Origin of the sequence: Cohnella baijiui (assembly GCF_020731285.1) — a bacterium.
Lineage (GTDB): Bacteria > Bacillota > Bacilli > Paenibacillales > Paenibacillaceae > Cohnella.
This window is the reverse complement of the sequence record NZ_JAJFOW010000341.1, coordinates 1-239: the sequence shown is the minus strand read 5'-3', so window position 1 is coordinate 239 and position 239 is coordinate 1. Positions and strand designations below refer to the sequence as shown.

At 43.9% G+C, this 239-nt stretch carries 1 pseudogene; it reads left to right on the top strand.

Going from position 1 to position 239, the window contains the following annotated elements:
• A pseudogene (locus LKX83_RS32880) lies at window positions 1-239 on the top strand (hypothetical protein); the annotation flags it as partial.

Here is a 239-nt window from a genome sequence, read left to right as displayed (position 1 = left end):
GATTTGCCAGACAGGAAAGTTTGGTCAATACATTGGTCATGTTACTGTAGCATATAATAAACAAACAAAAACCATTACTAAGATCTGTGCTTCCTGTCACTCCTCTAGACAATATGTTCCCGATGAAAAGGTCACACAGGTGATTGCTACCCATCTCGGACAAGCAGAAAGCATGATGGGAGAGGTCATTGCTAGTGTAACGCACGATCTTCCTGTATCATGGGAGGAGGAGTCACCGC